14 protein-coding genes and 1 tRNA gene are annotated in these 17,859 nt (G+C 57.7%); 4 read left to right on the plus strand and 11 right to left on the minus strand.

The window, feature by feature from the left end; genetic code table 11:
- The first annotated feature begins 69 nt into the window (after positions 1-69).
- Together nspC and speB are read left to right on the plus strand one after the other, a co-directional pair.
- Positions 70-1,239: a carboxynorspermidine decarboxylase gene (nspC, locus tag ACR0BT_RS12150; protein ID WP_480763229.1), complete on the plus strand. Its 1,170-nt coding sequence runs from the start codon at positions 70-72 to the stop codon at positions 1,237-1,239.
- The gene (speB, locus tag ACR0BT_RS12155) at positions 1,236-2,078 is read left to right on the plus strand and encodes an agmatinase (protein WP_480763231.1); all 843 of its coding nucleotides are present in this window, start codon (positions 1,236-1,238) and stop codon (positions 2,076-2,078) included. Before nspC ends, speB begins: the two co-directional genes overlap by 4 nt.
- Here the strand turns inward: speB and ACR0BT_RS12160 are convergent.
- A complete protein-coding gene (locus ACR0BT_RS12160; RefSeq protein WP_170733091.1) occupies positions 2,075-2,665 on the minus strand; it encodes an HD domain-containing protein in 591 nt (196 codons plus the stop codon). The genes speB and ACR0BT_RS12160 overlap by 4 nt on opposite strands.
- 102 nt (positions 2,666-2,767) lie before the next feature.
- Here ACR0BT_RS12160 and ACR0BT_RS12165 point away from each other — a divergent pair, with 102 nt between their 5' ends.
- A complete protein-coding gene (locus tag ACR0BT_RS12165) occupies positions 2,768-3,601 on the plus strand; it encodes a LysR family transcriptional regulator (RefSeq protein WP_480763232.1) in 834 nt (277 codons plus the stop codon).
- Positions 3,602-3,603: 2 nt separating this feature from the next.
- Here ACR0BT_RS12165 and lptF read toward each other — a convergent pair whose 3' ends face one another.
- The 8 genes from lptF to ACR0BT_RS12205 form a co-directional block, all read right to left on the minus strand.
- Positions 3,604-4,743: an LPS export ABC transporter permease LptF gene (lptF, locus tag ACR0BT_RS12170; protein WP_170392575.1), complete on the minus strand. Its 1,140-nt coding sequence runs from the start codon at positions 4,741-4,743 to the stop codon at positions 3,604-3,606.
- A 72-nt stretch (positions 4,744-4,815) separates the two neighbouring features.
- Positions 4,816-6,231: a flavin-dependent monooxygenase QhpG gene (qhpG, locus tag ACR0BT_RS12175; protein WP_480763233.1), complete on the minus strand. Its 1,416-nt coding sequence runs from the start codon at positions 6,229-6,231 to the stop codon at positions 4,816-4,818.
- 4 nt (positions 6,232-6,235) lie between these two features.
- Positions 6,236-7,546 carry a radical SAM protein gene (locus tag ACR0BT_RS12180; protein ID WP_480706956.1) on the minus strand — a complete coding sequence of 437 codons (1,311 nt, stop codon included), beginning with the start codon at positions 7,544-7,546 and terminating at the stop codon, positions 6,236-6,238.
- Positions 7,543-9,303 carry a ferritin-like domain-containing protein gene (locus ACR0BT_RS12185; protein ID WP_170392578.1) on the minus strand — a complete coding sequence of 587 codons (1,761 nt, stop codon included), beginning with the start codon at positions 9,301-9,303 and terminating at the stop codon, positions 7,543-7,545. Before ACR0BT_RS12185 ends, ACR0BT_RS12180 begins: the two co-directional genes overlap by 4 nt.
- A complete protein-coding gene (locus ACR0BT_RS12190; protein WP_480763234.1) occupies positions 9,296-10,969 on the minus strand; it encodes a hypothetical protein in 1,674 nt (557 codons plus the stop codon). Before ACR0BT_RS12190 ends, ACR0BT_RS12185 begins: the two co-directional genes overlap by 8 nt.
- Before the next feature lie 39 nt (positions 10,970-11,008).
- Positions 11,009-12,574 (minus strand): FAD-binding oxidoreductase, encoded by a 1,566-nt coding sequence (locus ACR0BT_RS12195; RefSeq protein WP_480763236.1) that lies wholly within the window; start codon positions 12,572-12,574, stop codon positions 11,009-11,011.
- A 120-nt stretch (positions 12,575-12,694) separates the two neighbouring features.
- Positions 12,695-16,000 carry an adenylate/guanylate cyclase domain-containing protein gene (locus ACR0BT_RS12200; protein WP_480763237.1) on the minus strand — a complete coding sequence of 1,102 codons (3,306 nt, stop codon included), beginning with the start codon at positions 15,998-16,000 and terminating at the stop codon, positions 12,695-12,697.
- A 228-nt stretch (positions 16,001-16,228) separates the two neighbouring features.
- Positions 16,229-16,304, minus strand: a tRNA-Trp gene (locus ACR0BT_RS12205).
- A gap of 142 nt (positions 16,305-16,446) precedes the next feature.
- Between ACR0BT_RS12205 and ACR0BT_RS12210 the strand changes: the two genes are divergently transcribed.
- The gene (locus ACR0BT_RS12210; protein WP_170392582.1) at positions 16,447-17,151 is read left to right on the plus strand and encodes a DUF374 domain-containing protein; all 705 of its coding nucleotides are present in this window, start codon (positions 16,447-16,449) and stop codon (positions 17,149-17,151) included.
- A gap of 34 nt (positions 17,152-17,185) precedes the next feature.
- Here the strand turns inward: ACR0BT_RS12210 and ACR0BT_RS12215 are convergent, their stop codons facing one another.
- Both ACR0BT_RS12215 and ACR0BT_RS12220 read right to left on the minus strand, forming a co-directional pair.
- A complete protein-coding gene (locus ACR0BT_RS12215; RefSeq protein ID WP_170392583.1) occupies positions 17,186-17,407 on the minus strand; it encodes a hypothetical protein in 222 nt (73 codons plus the stop codon).
- Between the two features lie 270 nt (positions 17,408-17,677).
- On the minus strand, positions 17,678-17,859 hold a 182-nt coding region (locus ACR0BT_RS12220; RefSeq protein ID WP_480459566.1), incomplete at its 5' end, for an EF-Tu C-terminal domain-related protein.

A 17,859-nucleotide genomic window follows, 5' to 3' on the forward strand; every position in this document is an offset into this window, starting at 1 on the left:
GGCTATAAATATCTCGGGGGGTCCGGGGGCAGCGCCCCCCGGCCTCTCCACAATCCGGAGACACCCGAATTGTCCGACATGATGACCACCCAAGCCGGAGATGCCGGTGCTTTCCGCAATTTCGACTTCAACCGCGTGCCCACCCCTTGCTTCGTGGTCGATGAGAAAGCCGTAGAGCGCAACCTGACCATCCTCTCCGAGATAGGCACCTGTTCCGGCGCACATGTCCTGAGCGCGCTTAAGGCGTTTTCCATGTTCTCGCTAGCCCCACTGGTGCGCCGACACCTTGGCGGCACCTGCGCGTCCGGCATCTATGAGGCGCGGCTGGGGCGCGAGGAATATGGCGGCGAGGTCGCCACTTTCTGCGCCGGATATAAAGACGCGGACATGGACGAAATCCTGTCATTGTCTGACCACATCATCTTCAACTCACCCGCGCAAAAGGACCGCTTTCTGGCAAAAGCCCAAGCCGCCGGCGTACAGGTCGGTCTGCGCATCAATCCGGAACATTCCGAAGGCGAAATCCCCAAATACGACCCTTGCGCGCCCTGCTCGCGTTTGGGCACGCCGGTCAGCCAATTGACCGCCGAGACTATGAGTGGCGTGGACGGGCTGCACATGCACACGCTCTGCGAACAGGGGTTCGCGCCGTTGCAGCGGACATGGGACGCGGTTGAGCCAAAGCTCAAACCGTACCTTGGCCAACTCAAATGGCTGAACTTCGGCGGCGGGCATCATATCACCCGTGATGACTATGACCGCGACGGGCTGGTCGCCTTCATCAAATCCATCCGTGAGACACACGGTATCGACGTCTATCTGGAACCCGGTGAGGCAGTGGCCCTGGATGCGGGCATTCTGGTTGGCGAAATCCTCGACTTGCCGACCAACGGTATGACCCTTGCGATCACCGATATCTCGGCCACCTGCCATATGCCGGACGTCATCGAAGCCCCCTATCGCCCCGCCCTCATGGATGAGGCCGAGGCAGGCCATACCTATCGCCTTGGCGGCCCGTCCTGTCTGGCGGGCGACGTGATCGGTGACTACACGTGGGACAAGCCACTGGAAATAGGCCAACGCTTTGCCTTCCTCGATCAGGCGCATTACTCGATGGTCAAAACCAACACCTTCAACGGAGTTCCGCTGCCGACTATAGCGCTGTGGAACAGCGAAACTGACGAACTGAAAATCATCAAACAGTTCGGCTATGACGACTTTAAAGGCCGCCTCTCATGAGTATTTTCCTCGACAGTGAACTGTCCGCATGCGAGCGCACCGAGGACGCGCGGTTCCGTGTGATCCCGGTGCCGCTGGAACGCACTGTATCTTACGGGGCGGGCACCGCCAAAGGCCCGGACGCAATTATCGAAGCCAGTAATGAACTGGAACGCATCACTGGCCACGCCGAGCCCTGCGTCGAGGGGATCTTCACCGAAGAACCCGTTGACTGCGATGCAGCGTTGTCAGAGATAATGGAACGCCTAGCCCAACGCACGGAAGCGGCCGTTCGCGCCGGCAAAATCCCGGTGACGCTAGGTGGCGAGCATTCACTTAGCTACGGCGCAGTGTTGGGTGTTGCCCGCGCTCTAAACCAACCGATTGGTATCGTGCAAATCGACGCCCATGCTGATCTGCGCAACGCTTATCAGGGCGAGAAACATTCTCACGCCTCAGTCATGCATCTTCTTGCCGAAGAAGGTATCCGTCTGGCGCAATTCGGAGTTCGCGCCTTTTCGACCGAAGAAGCCCAAAGCCGCCTGAAAAATCACGTGTTTCATGTAGACGCCGAAGAACTGGTTACCGGCAACATCCACTCGGTTGATCTGCCCAAGGATTTTCCCGAACTGGTGTACGTCAGCTTTGACGTTGATGGGCTGGACCCGGCAATCATGCCCGCCACTGGAACACCCGTCCCAGGCGGGCTGGGATATTATCAAGCCCTGCGCCTGGTGGAACACGCCCTGAAGGGCCGAAAATGTGTGGGTTTCGACGTCGTCGAACTGGCCCCGAACGGCAATGCCGCCTGGGATTTTACCGCCGCCCAGATCGTCTATCGCATGATGGCCGCCTGTTAAGCCTCGGCGGTCTCATTCAGTTCCATGTGCCCTTCGCCCTTGTTCAGAACGCGGCGTAGCATGGGTTCGAAGAACTCCAGCGGTTTGGTCGGATAATCCGGGTCGAACGCCTTCTGATCATATTCATGACAAAAATAGCGGCAGTCCTCCCAATACGGGCTGTCGCGATATTTGTCGCGGGCATTCCGATCACCACCTAGATGATGATTGTAGTAGTAGCCCTGAAACACGCAGTGGTGCTTGAGAATCCAGTGTGTCTTCTCACTGACATAAGGCTTCATCATAGCGGCGGACAGTTCCCCGTGATTATAAGGCGACAAGATATCGCCGGTGTCATGGATCAGGGCAGCCACAACCAACTCTTCATCAGCGCCGTCCTCATACGCTCGTGTCGCGGCCTGTAGGCTGTGCTGATAGCGATTCACCGGATACGGCGTCCATTCTTCATCCAGTGAACGAATGGCGTCCAGTATGCGATCCGGCAAAGCAGCGTTGTAGCTCTCTTCATACTCCATGACCGCATCCCAGTCGGCCTTGGTCGCCTCTTCAAAACTGGTCCAGGTGGGTTTGTGGCTCTTGTCCAGCATGGTGCGTATCCTTTGGCTGCATTCATCCAATCACCTTAAGGCGGCAGTTGCAGGCAAAAAAATGAATTGATTTTATCAATACGATCAAAAAATACTTTCGGTATGCAAACCAAATCTCTGGAAACTTTTTTGTGCGTTGCCGAAACCGGCGGGTTTCACTCAGCGGCCCGTAAGTTGAACATCACACAAACCGCGGTCAGCGCCCGGATTAGAGCCTTGGAGGACGCAACAGGCAAACCGCTGTTCTCGCGCGGGGCAGGCGGAACGGTATTGACCGAGTACGGTCGCCAATTCAAACCCTATGCGGAACAGATGCTGTCGCTGTGGTCGTTCGCAGCCAACGACCTGCCTGAACAGATTCAAAATCGGTTGGCACTGCGTCTGGGTGCCCAGTTGAGCGTGTGGGATCCGTTACTGGTGGACCTTGCTGTTCGCTTTGAACAACGGTTTGGACAATTGCTTTTAACCCTGAATTACGACCATGATTTGGATATGGTCGACGCCGTTGCTACCCACGTACTTGACGCCGCGCTGACCCATGAAAAACCTGCGGACCGGCGCGTGGTATTCCACGAACTTGCGCCCGAACGGCTGTCTTTGGTTCAAAGCAGGAAGGATGCGAACACCGACGCTGAACGGGTATTTGTCAACATAGAACTGGGCGAGACCTACCGGGATCATGTCCGTTCCACAGCGCGTCTCGCGACAGGGCAAACTATCTTTCTGGGTAATTGCTTGATGGCTTTACGCTATCTCCTACAGCGTGGCGGGTATGGGTATTTCCCGGACTATGTCATCACTCAGCATCTGAACTCGGGCGAGCTGTTGCGCGAGAAAGATGCGCGCGACTTAATGCTACCGCTGTATTTGGTGGTCCGTTCGGACAGTCAAGAAGTTGAAAACATCCTGCAGTGCCTGGAGGAACTTCGCCGCTGACTTCAGACCGGTGACGGCTTTGGTGCTCCGTTTCGAACCCTTTTTCGCAGCAAGGGTCGCCCCGCGGCCAGTAAAAACAGAACCGACACAAGCACGCCCATAACGGCGGGAAGATACAGCAAGCCCCAAAGTCTGGGATCATTGATGACGAACGGGGATACGAATCCCCGAACCCCCTCAAGCAGGACCAGAATGGTAAAGGCACCCAGGATCTGAGGCCAAAGCCCAAAGCGCGAAAAGCTACCTAGCATCAGGGTCGAATATCCGACCAATGCGACCGCAATACATATCGCAATCCACGAGAACCTCTGGTGCAGCTCATCCACCAGATGGCCGATGCTGTGATCATCTTTCACTGAGACCGCTTCGCGATCCCAGATCAACTCGACCGTCGGGATGGCTTCAAGGCTGCGATGGCCCATACTCGAATTCTGGGTCAGTTCGGAAATGTCGTAAGAGGCGTCTTCGAACAACGTGGATGACAGCGTGTTACCAGCCTGATCATACCGCAGCGCAATCCCATCCAGCATAACCAGATGAATGCCCGAAGCCTGATTGACCAGATAGGCCGTAGCACTGGAATAACTGACAGGGTTAATCCCATCGCGACGGTCCGAGACGAAGACTTCGCGCAGCGTTCCGTCCAAATCGATATCGCCGATATAGACGGTTACACCTTCTGCTGGATGCAAGAATTCGCCCTCATTCAACAGCTGTGCGGTGACATCTCCGGCAACTTCATCCTGTCTTAATTCCAGTTGATCAACCGATGCAGGTCGCAAAAAGACGCTGATGACAGCCATCATCAGTCCCGCACTGAGCCCGAACACCAAGACCGCACGCGCCAGTCGCCACGGGCTGGAGCCTGTTGCCAGCATCACCGTCATCTCGCTTTCGCGGCTCAAACGGTTGGTGGCGTAAACAGCGGCCGCAAACACAGCCATGGGCATGACCGTCCGGATCAGCGTCGGCAAGGTCAACGCCGTGAACTCCAGGAATACCATCGCCGATTGGCCGCCGCTGATGACCCGATCAAAAAGGCTGACTGAACGCGTGATCCAGAACACCCCGACAAGCACAAGGGTGAAAAAGCCAAACAGCACCAGCAATTGCCGCAGGAAATACCCATCAAAACGCGACATGCGACCTCTTGTTTCTTGGCGGTTGGCGTTGCGGCGGACTTTAGGTGATTCAACGCGCCGAGGAAACCTCGATTAAGCCTGATCAGCGGCGGGGATCACGATGCGATGATACCAAAGCCAGCGCAGAATGCGCGACGCCGTGTGTGTGGCCAAAACCTCTGACCAGCTCTTGATGATGTTCAAAGTGGTTGTCGGGGCGCCCAGCCGCTCTAACAACGGTCCCAGCATTGCGCCCTCCAGATTGGCAACTGGCCTTGGAAGATTCGGGTGCCCTATGACAAGGCCGGGTTCGATATGCGAAGCGGTTTGCACGCCGGAAGCGATGAGCTTGGCCTGAGGTGACAGGATCAGGGGCTGATCATCACGCAACGCCTCCGTGTTTGGATCGAACGCTGGAGACTCTACCCAATCCAACGGCTTTGCGCGCTCAGCCCAGAAGTGCGAAGGATCGACAGCATGCTGCCGTGCATAGAAATCGGCTGCAAGCGCTGCATGGGTCTGCACACGCTCGAATTGCCGATCCGCATAAAAAGACAAGGCCAGATCACTATGTTCGGGGGTTGTCAGAAGCGTGTTCACCACAGCTGCGGCCTGCACCGCCTGCCCCATCGCCAATTGCACCCCCTGCGACGACAACGCGTCGACCGCGAAGCTGGCCTCTCCGACCCGCAGAAGGTCGCGCGTTGGTGGTGTTGTCTCGGCCTGGCTGGTCGCATCCGCCCGCCGCACAGGCCCGATACGGCGCTGTTCCAGACAGGGCGCTAGTAGTGTCGAACGGGCCAGAAGATTCAGATAGAGATCGCGACGATCTGCGGGTGGCAGCCCAATGCAGGCGTCGGGATCGACAAAAACCATTGCGTTGACCACTCCTCCCGGTAACAACGCGCCCCAATACCAATGTCCTTGTCCCGCCTCGACCCGGGCTTGCGGGCCAAAGCCCGGCGGCACGTGCCAATAAGCATAAAGCGCCAACAAAGGTTGGGATGCAGGGAGAAACCTGCGGCCCAGCCCGGCTTGCCGTCCCGCTGCGTCCAGCAGGATTTGTGCCTGGATCCGAAAGGCGCCCGTGTCGGTCCGAACGGGAATCTCCCAACCAGACTGCTGGCGCACCGGGCGGTATGCGCGCGCAGGTTGGACGACCTGCGCCCCTGCCGCTTGTGCTGCACGTAACAGCACCGCATCAAACTGGCCCCGGTCAACCAAAAGTCCGGGGTGATCACCGTCGACGCCGCGACGTTCGAACGCTCCGGCCCAATGCAAAAGCGATCCGCTTGCACGCAGAAAACCGGTTTGGGAAACGGTTTCGTCGACCCCCAACAGGTTCAGGATCGGCCAGATTGATGGCGGCAATGACTCGCCGACATGCTGGCGCGGGAACGTTTGCCGCTCGATCAGGCAGACACGCCGACCTAGCTGAGCCAACCTCAGCGCGGCAGAACTACCTGCCGGGCCGCCTCCGATCACGCAGATTTCGGTCTCAATCTCCATCCGTTCAGGCAGAGGCCACCTGAGCGGACACGCCAAAATAATCCGGACGTGCTTCGGACAAGCGGACATAGGCTTGAAGGCAATAGTGCAACCAACCTCGAATGTAGTCGCAAGCGGGGCGTCCGCGATGGATGACTTCGTGATGACACCCGCCGCCGCATAGATACCGCGCCCAGCAGGTGCCGCACGGGGATTGCGTGTGCACGTGCCGATCCGCCAACCAGTTCTCGCGCCGTAGGTCGGGGCCATCATAGACGTTGCCCATGGCTCCGGCTTCGTCTTCAACAAAGCGATGGCAAGCGAACAGGCCGCCATCAGCGGACACGCCAAAATACCCGCCCCCTGCCCCGCAGGCATAGGGCCGATGGGTGCCTCGGTGGATCTCCTGCATCGCCGCTGCCATGTTCGAGAATGGGTAGCGCCGCCCTTCGATTACCGCCGCCTCGAAAACTTCGCCGCAACGGATCATCTGCGATAACATCTCGTCCAAATCACTCCGGTTCAGTTCATGCTGACCGTTGGGCGAGGCCAGCATGGGCGAGAATCCAATCGAATGAAATCCCATTCCCACAAACCGATCCAGCGTCTCTGGCAGGTTCATATTCTTCGGCGTAACCGTTACCCGGGCACCAACCTGCATACGGTGTTGAGCCGCCAGCAAAGGCTCGACCCGCTTCAGGATCGTATCAAAACTACCCCGACCGCCACGATTTGGGCGCAGCTTGTCATGGACCTCGCCCACGCCATCCAGACTGATGGTGACAGCAAATCCATGCGCTTCGAAAAACGCCGCATCCTCGGGGCGTAGCAGGGTCCCGTTGGTTGTGATCGAGAACCCGACGCTCAACCCGTTGGCCTGCGCCTGATCGACGGCATATTCCGTAGTGCGTTGCACCAGATCGCGGTTGATCAGAGGTTCTCCACCCAAATAGGCAAGGTTGATCCGCACACCGGGTTCGGCTTCGGCCACCAGCCGATCAACCGAAGCCTTGGCGACTTCCCATTCCATATTCCGCGCGGGTCCGCCAAATTCTCCCCCTGCAGCATAGCAATAAGTGCAAGCCAGATTGCATTTCTGCGCCACTGCCAGTGACAGCGACCTCACGGGCATACTCTGAGGCGGCGTGTCATCGATGAAAGGTGTTCCATCCAATCCCATGGACCTGAGGAAAGCGCTCTGACTTCTCTTGTCCATCGTTGCGAATTGGTCCGCCGTCCCCTCAGGCACATCAAACACGCGCGATCCATCAACGGCCAGCATGTGATCTCCATGCCCTGTGTCAAAGAAATGCACCTGCGCGGCGGGTGGGATCACGCCTTACCCTCCGTCCAGAACGGGATGCCAATCCCCTTGGCGGCCAGCGCTTCGCCCTCGACGCGGAACAGCTTCATGTCATCGCGCACCTGCTGGATGTAGGCCTGGGAGTCTTCAAATTTGCCATCCGCTTCAAGCGTATAGGCGTTGGCTAACCCATCCTTGACCTTAGCGTAGAGTTCCAGCGCCGTCCTGGCCTCCTCTTCGGTGCCAACCTCAATCTGACGCAAATAGGCAGGCGTGCCTTCTCCCGTATCGTATTTGGCCAAAACGTCCTTCATTTGACTGAAGCGCAGGAAGTGCTCGTCCCCGTCAGTGTCGATCCGTACCGCCAGCGCATAAAGGCGGCGTTCCGGGAACAAATCCTCCTGCTCCAAAGTCGCCACACATTGCGCATAAGCGCGGTCAATAAAGCCTCCGGGGCGCTCGATCTCGATGAAATCCGCAAGCGCTTCGGCCGTTAGTGGCCTCAGTGCGCGCGGCTGCGTCTTACCCTTGCCCGCCGGCAAGGTTTCGGACGGGGTCAAGATGGGTTCATACCCCTCGGGCTCAAGCTCCCACAGCAGTTGGTTCGCCCAGCGCATATGGGTCATCTCGCCAATCGCGACCTCCAGCACCGAACGCCGGGCAAATATCAGATCGTCTTTCAGCGTCGGCCATTTTTGGGTATCCGCCGTCTCGGGATCAGCCAGAGAGAAATAGGCGTAAAGATATTGCAGGCTCAGCGTCATCTCCATCGCGGCCAGACGCGTCTTGAGGTCCTCGATCATCGCCTGCGGCGTGTCATAGGGCTCCACGCCTGGCATTTCGGGATCAACTTCATAAACCTCGCCCGTTTCGCGGCCTTCAACGACGATAGGCAATTCGCTCCACATCTGATTTACCTGATAATGGTCAATCTGGTAGGGGCGGTTTTGTTCGACCGTATTCAGCGCCGCGACGTTACCGGACGGAGACTTGTCCGAGCGCAGCCAATCCAGATAGGTCTCGGCCTCGATCGGGTTCTTTGACTGACCCGAGGGCAGCTGATCGTCATGCGCCACCTCAGCCATCACTACGTCGGGGTGGTTCGAAGGCCAGTAGTGACAGCCGCAGTCGCGGAAGTCATGGGACCACGGATTGCACAGGCTTTGCGTCAATTCGCCGGGGTCATAAGCTTCGCTGAAGACCCCCGCCTCGGTCCGGTACTGGCGGCGGAATCCGTGCAGGACGACCTGCTCGGTATCCACGATGCCCTCATGATTGCGCCGTTCCAGAGCAATGCTGACCGGTTTGTCATCACCATGTTCCAGACTGCGGATGAACCGCCAAATCATCAGCCCGTCATAGGGTGTGCCGTCTTCCTCCTTGAAAGTGATGCGCTTACCGCTCTGCTCGACCCATGACAGGAACCAGCGACCTTGGCTGAGCTTTGCGCCGATGTCACCGCTGTAGGCCTCCAACAGCGTCTGCACCCACTCCTCGGGGCTGTTGTCGGGCAGCATCGGATCATAGAAATAGTCCACAAAAACCAGATGGAAGCCCTGTGAATTCTTCGGTGCCTCGGGCACGGGGTTCAGCGGCACCCGCGCGGCGTTGAACACCAGGCCGGGGAAAAAGCGGCGGTCCAGGTTGCGCACATCCATTTCCAGTCCGGGAAAGCAATTCCCCACGGATCCGTCCAGTCGCGTGTTGTCGGGGTTGCCCGGTACCTTATAGGCCGCGCGGGCGGTCAGGTTGCGGGGTTTAACGCGGATTTGGCCGGGCTGATCAGACATTCTGAGCCTCCGTTTCCTGTGCAACCAGATAGTCGATGAACGAGATCACCAGATGGTACTGCCTGCGCGACAGCGACAGCGGGTAATAGTTGGAATCGCGCATATAAGGCGGCATCCGCGCGTCGTGCATCGAGTCGCGGATAATCCGAGGATCGCGAAAATCCGGGTTCGGGTTTTGATCAGGGTTCGGGTCGGTTTCAAGCTCGGTCAGGATACCATATGGTGGACGCAGCAGTGTTTTAACGAAATCCGGGCGACGGCGTAGGAAATCCAGCAGGTTGGCCTCGTCAATCAACTGCTCATGCACGAACTTCGTCGCCACTGTATAGGGCAGCCGATCATTCGGCACGGAGTTCGAAAAGACCGAGATCGGTTGCGGGCGGATCAGTTCGTCGATCTTGTCCGGCGGCCTTGCATCCTCCTCCGTCATGGATTTCGCATCGGTTGACGGCAGGCCCGGCGTCGGGGAAATCCCGGTTTTCGCCTGTAATTTGGCATTGTCCTTCAAACCTTGCGCGCGGATATCGTCGAGGTTGATCAGGCTGTTGGTCTCGAAGGCACGGCGGAAAATATCAACCACCTCATCCTTAGCTTGCGTGTAGTTTTCTTCAGTTACCGAGATTAGCGACAGATCACGATCGGCCAGATCATCCTCAAGGCTATAGAACGGACGCGCATCAGGTGCAAAATCGGGTGGTCCGGTCATGATCGTGGCGCGTGCGGTTAGGCGTTCGCCACGCACGGCCAGCGTCGCCTCGATCACGCCATCGCTGGTGTCATCGGCCACTCCCCAGGATTGGTCATTGCCCACACGGGCACCGTCGTAACTATCATGCGGCTCAGGGTCGTCCGAGGTGCCGGACATCATGATCCATTTCGACCAAGGGGTGTCGGGGTTCAGGATGCGGTTCTGTTCGGGCACGATTTCGTGGATGCGACCATATTCCGATTTCGGCGGGTCGTTCTGATAGCCCGGTACGGCCAGCGTCGCCGGACCGTATGCAGCATCAGGCGGGCCATAAACCTCGCCTTTCGGAGGCATAAAGCGCAGGCGCAGGATACTGCGGTCGATGAACTCCCCTTCGACTGGTTCATCATGACCCTGCACAGGATGCATCACACGGATCGAACCTAGCGGGATCGGGTTATGCTCATAGACCATCGGCTGTTGTTCGGACGTATACGGGCTGAAGGCCAGCAGGGGTTTCGGGGCGAAATCCTGACCCGCAATCTCGACCCGTGCACGAAACCCGCAAGCCGCGTCGCCAGTCCGGCGCTCGGCCTTGGTGTTCCCGACGGTGACCGAATAGCGCACGTTTTGCAGCGACAGGCCCTGATCGTCGAGCAGATCGAGCGTCACCGGTGTCTCATATTCCTCGCCCGTCTCGGCATCATGCATCCGCGCCCACAGCTCAAAGAACGGGGCAACCGGGCGCAACGCGCCGCCTTCGTCGCGAAAGCGGATCGTGTTGGGATCGGGAAGATAGGCGGTGACACTGCCATCTTCGATCTCGCGAAAGGTTATGTTCGACCGGATGACCGTTTTGTTGTTGCCATGGGCATCCATGTCCTGCTGCCACTCATAGCTTTCCAGCGGTGTCTCACCCGGTCCAAGACGGGCAACCGCCATGGGTGGCAGAAAGAAAATCTCTTGGATCGTGTCCATACTGGGCCCTCCCCCGTTTGGCCTTGGCAGTCCCCGCTTTCAGGGGTTCGAATAGCTCTCGTATGTGATCGTTGGGTCGTCGAAGATCGACTTGGACGTATCTCGGATGATGTCTGGCGGAGCGTCATCCGGCACCGGCGAAATGCTCTGCTGATAATGGAAGAAATTATGCGGGTCGAATTTCTGCTTCACGAACAGCAAAGAGTTGAAATACTCGCCCCAGTATTGCCAGCGATAGTTCTTCTGGGTCCGCCGTGGATAGTTCTGATAGACGCGGTCAATGAAATAGCCTTCTTCGGTCATCAGTTCCATGAATCCGTCGAGCCAAGGCACAACGATCTCTTTTTCTTCTTCCGACACCCAGAACACATCGACGTAGAAGTTCAGCGACACATCACGGTGAATGAAGGCATTGCCTTGTTTGCCCAACGGCATCCGATTGATCGCCCCCCCATAGGGTTCGATGGCCACAGCGCCATAAGCGTTGGGTGTGCTGTCGAGGTAGTCTACGACGCGCTGCCATTCGACTTCGCTGAGCTGGCGTTCAATATATCCGGCCTGCTTATCTTCACGCGCCTGATCGGGGACGACGGGGATGTCATATTTGTCGTCATATAACCATGAGTTGATTTCTTGATAGGTGCCATAGTTCTGGTCGTCCTCACCCATCTCGCCGCCGATTTCATCGCTCAGCAGGGGCTGAACAAACGCGTTCCCCTCTTCGGACGTGCCATCATAGAGCGCCGACACCAGCAACACCTTTCGATCTCCCTGATAGGCCAGAAAGATATAGGCCCCGAAACGGTCATCTTCGCAGGTGCGCATGTAGTTGGCCTGCAGGTACTCCAGTGCCTTGGCGGCTTTGCCCAACGGCCATGTGATGTGGCAACCCCAGACTTCATACAGCTGGTGCAGCTGGTAGCGGATTTCCAGCAACACACCAAAGTTGTTGCCGGTCCCGCCTCGTATGGCCCAGAAGAGGTCGGAGTTCGTGTCTTTGTCCGCGATCACGATACTGCCGTCCCACAGCATCACGGTGACACCCAGAACGCTGTCGCAAGCCATCCCAAGCCGGCGTGAGGTAAAGCCATAGCCGCCGCCCATCATGAAACCCGCCACGCAGACATCCTGACAGGCCCCGCCCGGCACGTGCAGGTGATAAGAGTTCAACTCCGAATTCAGCATCTTGAACGGTGTGCCCGGACCGACATAGGCCATCGGCACCTTTGGATCGACGGTCACGTAACGCATTCGGCTGGTATCCAGCACCATCTGGTTATTGACCGAATATCCCGCCGTGCTGTGACGCCCTGACCGCGCAACAACCCACAGTTCATGCTCGCGCGCGAAAGCAAGGCTGGCGCGTACATCCTGAATGGTCTCGCAATAGACGATGATCTCTGGGTAGTCCTGGAAAGCCGGATTCCAAACCTGCCGGTCATTGTTGTAATCCGCGTCGGTCGGCAGAGTGACCGTTCCGATCAGTTTCTTCTCAAATTCACGTAACTCATCGGGCGTGATCGAATGGTACTGCTGCAGCGCCAGATCGGTACGGCTTTGCGCCAAGACATCCTTGGCCAGAAGGGTTTTGCTGATCTTACGCATTAGGTCTCCTCATACCACAAGAGCGGGGCGCCGGACTGGTGACCCAGCGCTTAAAAGTCGAAATTCAGGTATCATCCCAACTCTGCCCGCGCCCAAGCTGGCAGCAAGTTGGCCTTCGGGTCAAGTAATCGTTTCCATCAACGCTCGTGCGTCTTTGAGGTCCGGCAGTTGGGCATCTTGATGGAAATGCGACATGACCGAATTCAACGCCTCACCAACCGGTTCGCCTCGGTGTTGCCGCCACTCCGCCAACGCGACCGCCGCACGAAGCTCGTAAAGCCGCGCGCCTTGCCTTTGCGCTGTTTCGATAGCGCGCAACAGCAGCGGTACGGGATCGCCCCCTGTCTTGGCTACAAGGGCAGCCTCAATACGAAGCTGATCGGCCTCGGCCCATTTCTCTTCGGTTTTACTCAGAGCATTTCTGGCGTGCGTCAGAGTCTGATGCGCCGCGTCGTGATGGCCGGCGTTTGTCTGAATCTCGGCAATCAGCGAAGGGAAGAAAGTCTTGTAATTTCCGGCCCCAACCGACCACCAGTCTTCCGACGCCTGACGCAGGTCCTCGATATGTTCGACTTCAGAGGTCGTGGTCGCCTTTGCCCAGCTTTCCCATAGCCGCGCAATTGTCGCCATAAAGGGTAGCGAATGCTCCTCGGCGACTTCGGACAGCGCCTTAACATCCCTTTGCAATGCAGGGATGTCGCGCGCCAGCAGGTGAACCTTGCACATGTAAACCAAGATCTGCGCCACACTATGCGCGTGCTTGAGGTTCTTGGACCATTCCAGCGCTGTATTCTGCACCTGCAGGGCATCTTGATGCCGACCCATCAGGCAATAACATGTGCCCAGAAATGCTGATGTAATCGCGGCATGATCCGTTCCATAGACATAGGCTAGCTGGCTGTGCTGATCAAAATCATAAAGCGCCCAAGCTTGCTCAAGATGGCGCTTTGCATCTGACAGGTTGCCCAGATGCAATTGCACCGCCCCCATGGCGCGATGACCGACCATGCGGTGTTCGGTCTTGCCGCTTGTCGCCGCCAGATCGAGGATCTGCGCAGCCACGCCTTTCGCCAATCGATATTCGGCACGCACAAGATGGAATGCATATAGCCCGTTGAGCACAGGAAACAGCCGCTCGGTCTCGTCAGCTCGGTGACATAGTTCGCGCAGACGCCCATAGGCCTCACCCGTCGCATCCCCCGAAATACCGCTTGTTGAGCGCAGGACACCGGCACGCAGGATCTGGATGTCGATCTCTTGCAAATCCCGTGCACGGCTCTTTGGCAGATCGGCAAGCTGATCCAGAGCTTTCGACAGATGGGTCAACGCCTCGGCCTGGGCCGAGCGTTCGATCGCTCGACGCCCCGCGCTTTGCCAGTGCATCACGGCCTCATCCGCGCGTTGGGCCAACGTGTAGTGCTGTGCCAGAACCTCGGGCTGAGTCTGGGCCAGTTGCGGCTGGTTCTCTAGCAACGCACCCGCCGCGCGGTCATGCAGCGACTGCCGTTCCGTGCGCAGCAGGCTGTCATAAGCCATGTCGCGAATCAATGCGTGGCGGAAGATGAACTCATCCTCTGCCGCATCCGGGGCTTGAAGAATGATCCCGGCCGATGAGAGCTGTTCCAGTCCGGCCTGCAGAACCGTCGGAGACAGAAACGAAACAGAGGCCAGCAACGCGATCGAGAACTGCCGCCCGAACACGGCGCCGGTTTGCGCCACTTCTTTGGCCTTGCCCAAACGGTCTAGACGCTCCATCAGCGAATCCTGCAACGTGCTGGGAACTGAAAGCGATGGCAGGGGGCCGCGCACGACATACCCCTTGTCGCTCAAGCGCAATTGCCCCGATTCCAAAAGACCGCGGGTCACTTCCTGGACATAAAGCGGAATGCCATCCGTCTTGGCCGCAATAAGGTCGCAAACCTCGGGTGGTACAGGGTGCCCCCCCGCCACCTCAGCTACGATCTCAGCCACATCCCGATTGGTCAAACGCTTGAGAGGTATACTCAGGGTATTGTTGTGGTGACCCCAACCCGGATCGAAACCGGTACGTGCTGTTACGACGATCAGCACCGGTAAGTCCCGAATATGTTCGATCACCCGATCTGTAAGAGACAAGGTGGTCGGATCAACCCAATGCGCATCTTCGAACAACAGCAACACCGGTCGTTCTCGCGCTAACGTTGCAAGCTGTTCTGTCACTGCCTCCAACGTCTTCTCAAGCTTCACTTGCGGCGGCAGGTCGAGAGGCCCCAGCGTAGCATCAGCATCAACGCTCAACAAATCAGCGATCAGGCGCACATGCTCAGGCGGGTGATGGCGCAAGAGGTACGAGAGTTTTCCCAGTTTATCCTCATCGTTGTCTGTCGGCGCAAATCCTGCGGCGCGTTCCAGATGCTGAATGATCGGATAAAGTGCCGAGTTGGCATGAAAGGGCGAACACTGGAAGTTCAGGCGAAGCGCACCTTGATCCAGCACTTCTTGGCTAAGCCCCTCAATCAGGCGTGATTTGCCGATCCCAGCCTCGCCAGTGACAAGAACCGATTGTCCAGCGCCCTGACTTGCCTCATTCCATTTGTCGGTCAGCTTGCGGAACTCTGCCTGGCGCCCAATGAGCCGACCAGAACCGGCATCAGGCATTATGTCAAATCTGCGCTCGATCCGCGCCTGCCCTGTGACGCTCCAGGCTTGTATCGGTTCCGAAAACCCTTTCAGTGCGAAAGACCCGCGATCCTGCAGTTCAAATGCATTGCCCACCAATCTGCGAGTGGATGGGCTGATGATCAGTGTATTGGGCTCGGCCAAACTCTGCAAACGTGCTGCCAGATTGGGTGTCCGCCCCATGACCACGTCATGTTCCTTCAACCCTTCGCCATGGATCTCGCCCACAACGACAAGACCGGTCGAAACACCGATCCGCGCAGTCAGACGCTCCTGGCCTTCCATGCGATTCAATCCTTCAAGAATATCCAGACCCGCATGAACGGCGCGCGAGGCCGCATCTTCCACCGCGTGAGGATACCCGAAATAGATCATCGCCCCGTCACCCATGAAATCGGCGATATGTCCACCAAAGCGAGCAACCGAGGTCGAGCAAATTTCCTTGAACCGCCGAAGCAGCTCCCCCAAGTCTTCGGGATCAAGCCGCTCGGACATGGCAGTCGAGCCAACCAGATCAACAAACATAACTGTCAGTTGCCTCCGCTCGGCGACAATCTTCCCGCTGCCTTGCACCGGGGTCGGATTGGCATCCCGCGCCTGCCCCAATGCGGCCATCAATCGGCGCCTTGGTCCAAGTGGCAGCCCAAGGTCGATCAAATCATGTTCGGAGAGATGTGCGAGATCGGCCAATGTAACTTCGTTCGACGCGAATACCGGCGCATATTTCGACAGCCCGTGTTCTTCAAGGAATGCGTCGATCTCTGTCATTATCCCCGTTGTCCCCGATCGTCTCCGGGTTCCCCTACCCGGTCAGGCTTGCATATTGTGACACAAAAGCCGAACGACTTTAGCACATTAGCTGGACAGTCCTGATGGCTTTTCCTTCAGCCTTGATCAAGCTTTTTCTTTATTGCCGCACACGTCAAGTGAATTGCGCCACACGTATGCACCAAGCCCGCGCCTCTGTTGCAGGAATTTCGCTTGTCCGGTGGGAAATGGCAGGGGCAGCAGGGTTCGAACCCGCGACCTACGGTTTTGGAGACCGTCGCTCTACCAACTGAGCTATACCCCTAGGCTGGGCCATCAGATATGACAGAGGCGCAGCGGACTCAAGAGGCTTTTTGAGTTTTCCGAACACTTTACCGCTGACAAAAAAGTTGCGCCCGGCGCGCAGTTCTTTAAGACAAGGCTCGGCCAGCAGGAGGACCGCAGCCTTGAGCATCCGCAAGAAAATCGCAGACAGCGAAGCTGTGCTGAACTGGGTCGCGCGAAGGATCGCAAGCTATATCCGGTTGGTGCATCGCAACACACGCTGGCAGCGCATCGGTTACGAAGAGCTGGATCAACTGGCCGAACAGGGCGAACCGGTCATCGTGGTGCTGTGGCACCAGAGGCTGGCACAATCGCCATATTTCTTCCCACTGGACAAGGGCCGCATCTGCTCGATCACTTCGGCAGCGCGCGCGGGCAGCATGGTGGGGCGAGTGCAGAAGCTGTTCGGGATGGATACAATTGCAATGTCCAGCCGCAAGCGCCACGTCGCCTTGTCGCGGGAAGTGCTGGGTAAGATGAAACAGGGTATCTCGATCGGCATTGCCGCCGACGGCCCTCGCGGACCCGAGCGGGTATCCTCGACTGTACCGCTGGTCTGGGCTCGCACATCAGGTAAACGAGTTTTCGGCATCACCTATTCCGCGCGGCACGGGCGCGAAGCCGGAACTTGGGATCGTCTGCTGATGCCTCGCCCCTGGCGCAACGACGGCGTATTTCTGTGCCGCGAATGGACCGATCCAGTTCCACGCAAGGCCAGCGAAGAGCAGATTGAGGCCCTTCGTCTGAGCCTTGAGCAGCATATGAACGACATCACCGCCGAGGCCGACCGGATGGTCGGGCGTGAGCCATGGGCAAAGAGCATTTGAACCCAGAACCCGGCGTGAAACGACTATTGCGCCGTTAGGCCGCGTCTGCGCTGGTTTTGACCGAGGTCGTTCCTCTCGCCATGCTGTCCGACATTTCAGCAAGCTTGATATCAAATCGCTTGCGCTCTCGGCAAAAGTCGCTGATTTTGCACTCAACTTCCTGTTCGTCGTCACCGAGAACAGCGGCTCTCATATCGTCCAAATCCTTGCTGTGAAGGATTTGCGTTCCATAGTTCAGAAATTCAAAACCAAACATCTTAGTCTCCCCTGATAGCCGGGACGCGCTTGATTTGCGCGTCACCCTTGCTGTTGCAATAGAGAGCTGGGAGTTCAGTCTTCGTTTGGAGTGGACGGTAGATTAAGAATGCGAGATCGACTTCTGTTTTGTTCAATGAACTCAGCTTGCCCGAGATTATTCGACGAATAATCTCAATGCGCCGAGAAGATTGGATGAGAAAAGGCCGCCCCATGTGGAGCGGCCTTCTTTAGTTCACCGATTTGCCGGGCCAAAGCCCGACTACCGTGATTACTCGATGATTTTCGAGACGACGCCGGCGCCGACGGTGCGGCCGCCTTCGCGGATCGCAAAGCGCAGGCCGTCTTCCATCGCGATCGGGGCGATCAGCTCGACGGTGAAGCCGACGTTGTCGCCGGGCATAACCATCTCGGTGCCAGCCGCCAGGGTCACGGTGCCGGTCACGTCAGTTG

Source organism: Ruegeria sp. CJ6 (genome assembly GCF_056536665.1).